The 5,850-nt window shown below is 69.9% G+C and carries 6 protein-coding genes; 5 read left to right on the plus strand and 1 reads right to left on the minus strand.

Annotated elements, in window-relative coordinates; translation table 11 throughout:
- Together LzC2_RS19735 and LzC2_RS19740 are read left to right on the plus strand one after the other, a co-directional pair.
- Nucleotides 1-1,223 (plus strand): ATP-grasp domain-containing protein (locus LzC2_RS19735; RefSeq protein WP_206678818.1); only part of this gene is annotated, 1,223 nt, incomplete at its 5' end.
- A 105-nt stretch (nucleotides 1,224-1,328) separates the two neighbouring features.
- Nucleotides 1,329-2,327: a hydantoinase/oxoprolinase family protein gene (locus tag LzC2_RS19740; RefSeq protein WP_171189750.1), complete on the plus strand. Its 999-nt coding sequence runs from the start codon at nucleotides 1,329-1,331 to the stop codon at nucleotides 2,325-2,327.
- A gap of 163 nt (nucleotides 2,328-2,490) precedes the next feature.
- Here LzC2_RS19740 and LzC2_RS19745 read toward each other — a convergent pair whose 3' ends face one another.
- Nucleotides 2,491-3,294, minus strand: a complete 804-nt coding sequence (locus LzC2_RS19745; protein WP_171189751.1) for a hypothetical protein — start codon at nucleotides 3,292-3,294, stop codon at nucleotides 2,491-2,493.
- Nucleotides 3,295-3,336: 42 nt separating this feature from the next.
- Between LzC2_RS19745 and LzC2_RS19750 the strand changes: the two genes are divergently transcribed.
- The 3 genes from LzC2_RS19750 to LzC2_RS19760 are packed head-to-tail and all read left to right on the plus strand — an operon-like array spanning nucleotide 3,337 to nucleotide 5,761.
- Nucleotides 3,337-4,752 carry a WD40 repeat domain-containing protein gene (locus LzC2_RS19750; protein ID WP_171189752.1) on the plus strand — a complete coding sequence of 472 codons (1,416 nt, stop codon included), beginning with the start codon at nucleotides 3,337-3,339 and terminating at the stop codon, nucleotides 4,750-4,752.
- Nucleotides 4,749-5,294, plus strand: coding sequence for a hypothetical protein (locus LzC2_RS19755; RefSeq protein ID WP_171189753.1), 546 nt, complete (start codon nucleotides 4,749-4,751; stop codon nucleotides 5,292-5,294). Before LzC2_RS19750 ends, LzC2_RS19755 begins: the two co-directional genes overlap by 4 nt.
- Before the next feature lie 47 nt (nucleotides 5,295-5,341).
- Nucleotides 5,342-5,761 (plus strand): hypothetical protein, encoded by a 420-nt coding sequence (locus tag LzC2_RS19760; RefSeq protein ID WP_171189754.1) that lies wholly within the window; start codon nucleotides 5,342-5,344, stop codon nucleotides 5,759-5,761.
- Nucleotides 5,762-5,850: the final 89 nt, after the last annotated feature.

The following is a 5,850-nucleotide window of genomic DNA, read 5'->3' on the forward strand; positions in this document are numbered from 1 at the left end:
GGAAGACGCGCATCGGACTCGCGGCGGTCATGGGTCTCCCCTCTCCCCCCGGTATTCCCCAACTGGATTCCCCAACTGGATTCCCCAACTGGATTCCCCAACTGGGGGGCGAGGGGAGACCCATGACCGCCGCGAGTCCGATGCGCGTCTTCCTCTCCGAACACTGCACCTGCGGCGCCGACCTCGCCGCGGCGACCGGCCCCCTGTTCGCCGAGGGCGCCGCCATGCTGCGGGCGCTCGCAGAGGACGCGGTGCAGATCGACGGCGTGGAGGTCGTCGTGACGTGGGCGGAGGGACTGGAACCGTTCGGCGTGCCGGGGGTGGATGTGGTCGAGGTGCCGACTTCGCGGAGGGGCGAGGTTGAATGGTCGACCTTCGACCGGCTGTTCCGGGAGAGCGACTGCATATTGCACGTCGCCCCGGAGATGGAACGCATCCTTTGGCGACGGGCGAAGCTCTACGAGGAACAGAGCGGATGGACAGGCTGCTCTACCGATGCGATTAGAACATGCGGCGAAAAATGGACCGCCGCAGAAGTTTGGCGTAACGCACACGTCCGCCGGCCCTGGGTCGCCCACCCGTGCTCGGTCATCTCAGGATGGACGTTGACCGCGGAGGGGGCCGAGATAATTACACCGCCGCGCCGCGCTCCGCCGTACGTGAGAAAACCGGGCGACGGTGCCGGCGGCAATGGCACACTCTTTACCGACCAACGCCAGTACGATGAAATGACTGGCGCGGAGTCCGCCGCCTATGGATTGACGGACACAATGCAGGGCAACGATATCGTCGAACAGTGGGTGATCGGCCGCCCCTGCTCCGTCGCTGTTATTAATCACACGCCGCTGCCCGCCGGTTCTCAAGACATTCAGATCGACGGCTCCCCCGGTCGGCTCGCCTATCACGGCGGGTCAGTCCCCGCGGCGGACGTGGATCAGGACGCGGTGAACCGGCTCGTCGCACAGGTTTATAATGCCGTCCCCGGGCTGCGGGGGTGGTGGGGGATCGACTTCGTCATCCCTGATAAACCCTTTGAAGGTTCGCTCGACCCGGTGTTGATTGAGGTGAACCCGCGTCTGACGACCAGCTATCTCGGCTATCGCGCCCTCACGCCGGACAATCTCGCGGAGCGGATTTTATTTCCCGAACGCTCGTTCCCCCCGCTGCGGTGGAACCCGGGCACGTCGACGTTTACCAAAGCCGGCGCCGTCACGGTGAGTTGATGGAGCCGCGACCGTCAGGGAGCGTCTCTCTGCGGTTGCGCCTCGCCAGAGACGCTCCCTGACGGTCGCGGCTCCAACCCGTCCTTCCGCCTTCCGCCCTCCGCTTTGCCCACCACCCTCGGCCTCGATATCGGCGGCGCAAACCTCAAAGCCGCGGACGACGACGATCACGCCGTCAGCGTCCCGTTCGCCCTCTGGCAGAACCCCGCCGGCCTCGCCGCGGCGCTGGGGGAGCTATGTACGCGGTTCGAGCCGGCGGACCGGCTCGCCGTCACGATGACGGGGGAGCTGTGCGACTGCTTTGAGACGAAAGCGGAGGGCGTGTCGCACATCCTCGACGCCGTGGAACAGATCGCCGGCGAGCGCCCGATCTGGGTCTGGCAGACGAGCGGGGAGTTCGTCGACCCGTCCACGGCCCGGGAGTTCTGGCAACTGACCGCCGCGGCGAACTGGCACGCGACTGCCACCTTCGTCGGCCGCTGCGTGCCGGAGGGGCCGGGGCTGCTGATCGATATCGGTTCGACCACGACGGATTTGATTCCGATTGAAGACGGCGTGCCGGCGCCGGCGGGGCGGACGGATTTCGAACGCCTGTGCTCGGAGGAGTTATTGTATTGGGGCGTCGGCCGCACGCCGGTGGAGATCAACGTCACCGCGTTCGCCGCGGGGGCGCGGGTCGCATTGCCGCCGGAACGCTTCGCCACGATGCGAGATGTCTACCTCGTCCTTCGACGGGTTCCCGAAGCGCCCGCTGACCGCGACACCGCCGACGGTCGCCCGGCAACCTGGGACCATGCCCTCGGCCGATTGGCGCGAGCCGTCTGCTGCGACCGTACGGAGCTGTCGGACGAGCAGATCGTAGTGCTCGCCAAGTCGATGCACGAGCAATTGTGCTTAGAGATCAAAGAGGCTGCGATGGCGGTCGGCGGTGTGCCCGCGGCGGTGATCTACGCCGGCAGCGGCGCCTTCCTCGCGGACGAGGTGCATCAAACGACGACCTTGGAAGCGGCAGAGAAAGTGCTGATCGCGGACCTGTTCTCCCCCGAAGTCTCCGCCTGTCTGCCGGCGCACGCGGTCGCGCGGCTGTGTGCGGAGCGGTGTTGAACTTGGAGCGACGACCGACGACGTGCTCCCCTCTTCCTTAAGGGAGAGGGGCCGGGGGTGAGGGTGTGCGAGCCTTCGTCCGCAGCCGTTCGCGGGGCGACGTCTGAACGCTCGAGGGGAGAGCGGCGGCGGCGTGAAGGGCGATCGGGAGGTGAAAGCCCCCTCACCCCCGGCCCCTCTCCCCGGGGGGAGAGGGGGGAATCGCTTTGTCGATCGCTTCCCGCAGCGCCGCGACCGCCTTCGTCTGTTCCGCGGTCACCGGCCAAGTCTCGCCGCGGGCGACCCAGGCGTGTAACGCTTCGAGTGGCGACGATTCTTGGCCGGTCCACGGGCGGGCGGCGAGTTCGCCGGCGGGTTCCCGGGTCGTCAGCGTGCCGTCCCTTGTCCCCTGATCACAGTAAGCGCCGGCGGGGGTGCGGAGGCTCCAACCGCTCTGCCAACGTACCGCGGCGCCGCGGACGATCTCGATCGACGCCGTCCCGCCGGTCGCGTCGTCGGTGAGGCTCACGCGGAACGTCACCTCTTTCCCCCGTTCAATCCGCGCGGCGTGGGCGACTCGCGGTTGCTTCCAATCAGAGAGTGCCAGCAGTTCGTCCAAGCGGGCTTCGAGCCGATCGAGCGCCGTGCCGTGCTCTTCCAGCGAACCGAGCGGGGTTTGCGTGTGCTCGATGAGGGTGAAATCGACGGGCGAACCGCCGAGTTGGGCGAGGGCGGTGCGGGCCGCGTCGAACGCCGCGGTGAACCGGGCCGGGCGGAAGGGCAATGCCTCCGCGTCCGGGCCGTGGGGGACTTCGACCGTCACCCGGCCGGCGTCGCAGCGGAGGATCACGTCGGGTTCCTCCTGGGATTGCAGGTCAAACCGCGGGTCGTTCGCCAGTTCGTCCGTCCACCACAACGCCCAGCGGGCGCCGCCGACGACGGCGAGGCGCACCGGGCGATCAGTCGGCGGGGCGGGAGAGTCGGGCACGGAGGCGGTGGCGTGGGAGGGACCGGGGAGGATAATCGCACGATGCCTCCTTCATCTCGCCCGCCCGTTTCGCCGCGGTTTCGCTCGGTCGCCGCCGTGCTGCTCGCGGCGACGACGCTCTCCGCCGTCGGCGCCGGCCCCGCCGCGGCTCAGATCCCCGGGCTGCCGGAGGGGCTGCAATTGCCCGGCCGGCAACCGCCCGGCGAGCCGGACGGCCCGCCGGCGCCGGAGGCGGTGTGGACCGGAACCGTGGACGACCGCGTCACCGCGTTGGCCTTCAGCCCGGACGGCGAAACGCTGGCCGTGGGGACGTTCGAGGCGGTCGAGCTGCTGAAAGCGGCGGACGGGGAGGCGGTGCGGACGATCAAAACGCGCTCCGGTTTCGCCACCGCCCTGCTGTGGCAGATCGAATCGTCCCGAGTGAGGAATGACGCCGACCCCACATGGGGCGAGCCTGCGGGGGGCGTGCTGACGGTCGGCGATTACCGCCGCGTCACCCGCTGGGAAGGGGCGACGGGGCGGGCGCTGTCGAAAATGAGCGGCCCCCGCGGCTATGTGACGGGGCTGGTCGCCAGACCAGGAATAAATCATGCCGTCCTCCTGTATGCCACCTGCGAAGACGGAACCGTGCGGCATTGGGTCTACGACGGAAGCACCCGCGGCACACACGATGCAGAGGTCGTGGTCCGACCGCTCGGCGACGAATCTCGCGTGCCGGCTCGGGGACTCGCCATGTCCACAAACCGCATCGCAGTCGCCTTCGGCGACCCGGACCGGGACATCAAGCCCGGCCCGGTCTTCCTGCTGGATGCGGCGACGCTCGACACCCTCTCTCCCCTGCCGGAACACGTGCGGGCCGCGGAGTGCGTGACCTTCAGCGCCGGCGGGTCCTATGTCCTCACCGGCGGGGCGGACGAGGTCGGGCGACTGTCGCACCTGCCCTCGCTGGCGGATCGCAAGTTCGTCACCGGCAAGGCGGAGGCCGACCCGCAACCGATCGGCCGCTACGCCGGCCACGCCCGCCCGCTCAACGCGGCGCTCGCGATTCCCGCGGCCGACGGCGAGGCGCCGGACTTCGCCCCGATCTTCGCCACCGGCAGCGGCGGGCGGGCCAAGGGCGGAAACGAACTGCGCGTCTGGCGGTTCGAGCCGAACGCCGACGCCCCGCCGGATGTCGATGCGACCGAAGGCGGGGAGCAGGAGGCGCCGACCGGCAAGGTGCGGGATCTGTCGGCGATCGGCGACTTCGAAGGCCCTGTGCGGAGCCTGGCGCTCTCCGCGGACGGCACGCTGCTCGCCGTCGGCGACGACAGCGGCGCGGTGCGGGTCTACCGCGTCGCCGATTTGTTGGGAGAATCGACCGACGAGCCGGACGACGAGCCGGCGCCCGCTGACGAACCCGGCGACGACGAGACGCTGGCCGCCGATCCCGAACCCGCCCCGGAAACGGACGAATGACGACCTTCGCTCTGCTGGCGTGCTCCCTGCCGGCGCTGCTGGCCGCGGAGGAGGCCCGCCCGCTCTCGCCGGCGGAGTTCGACGCCCGCTTCGCCGCGTTCGTGCGGATGCACCGCGACCACGACCTCCCGCCGGCGGCGACGGTACCGGGCGGCGTGCAGTTGCTGCGGAGCGTCGACGGCGTCCGCGGCCTGCGCGATGGCCGCCGCCGGGACATGCGGCGCTCGCTGACCTACAAGCTGTCGGAGACCCGTGACGACCTCATCCGGCAGGGCCTGCGGTGGGAGAAGGACTTGAAGCGGGGCCGCGTCTCGACCGCCTCGCGGCGGCGCGGTCGGGAGACGCTCGCCGGGCCGGCGGAGATGCGGAACGCCCGGCGGCTGATCGACCTCATTCAATCCGTCGTCGCCCCGGACGTCTGGGACGTGAACGGCGGCCTCGCCACGGCCAGCTACTTTGATCTCTATCAGGTGCTGGTCATTCGGGCGCCGCAAAGCGTGCACGGCGAAGTGAACGGGGCGCTGGGGGGGCTGCGGAAGTGAGCGATGCGGGGGAGGAGAGCGACAGGCGGGCGGCGGGCGACGCTCGGGTGTCCCGGGGCACGGCGCTGGTCGTGGGGATGATCTGTTTGGGCTGCGTCAGCACCGCGGGGCTGTTCTGGTTCTGGAACACCCGGACGGCGGACTTCCTGCCGCTGGCCGACGCGCTTGCCGAAGCGTTGCCGGGCAGCAGTCCGCGGGTGGAGGGCGGTCGGCGTCGTCGGCCGGACCCGGACGTCTCCCTGTTGCAGGTGATGTTGAAGGTGCCCTTCGATCCGGGCGTGGATGACGCCCCCCCGCCGCCCGATGCCGCCGCGACGCTGGACGTGGTGGAAGAGGTCGTCGCCGGCAGCGAGTATGCGGGGCGATACGACGTATTGGAGGTGCATCTCCGCCGCGACGGGGCCGACGGCGTGATGACCAGCGCCACCTTCGTCCGCCCGATGCCCGAACCGGAGCCGAGCCGATGAGCGATTCGCCCTCCCCCGAGCCGTGGTACGCGGACGGTCTGCGGTTCTCCTGCACCGCCTGCGGGGCCTGCTGCACCGGGGCGCCGGGG

It is taken from the genome of Alienimonas chondri, assembly GCF_013036045.1.
GTDB lineage: Bacteria > Planctomycetota > Planctomycetia > Planctomycetales > Planctomycetaceae > Alienimonas > Alienimonas chondri.

What these genes read in the sequence shown, in the direction of transcription:
- LzC2_RS19750 (WP_171189752.1), top strand. Translation starts at nt 3,337, where the DNA reads ATGCCTCCTTCATCTCGCCCGCCCGTTTCGCCGCGGTTTCGCTCGGTC.
- LzC2_RS19755 (WP_171189753.1), top strand. Translation starts at nt 4,749, where the DNA reads ATGACGACCTTCGCTCTGCTGGCGTGCTCCCTGCCGGCGCTGCTGGCC.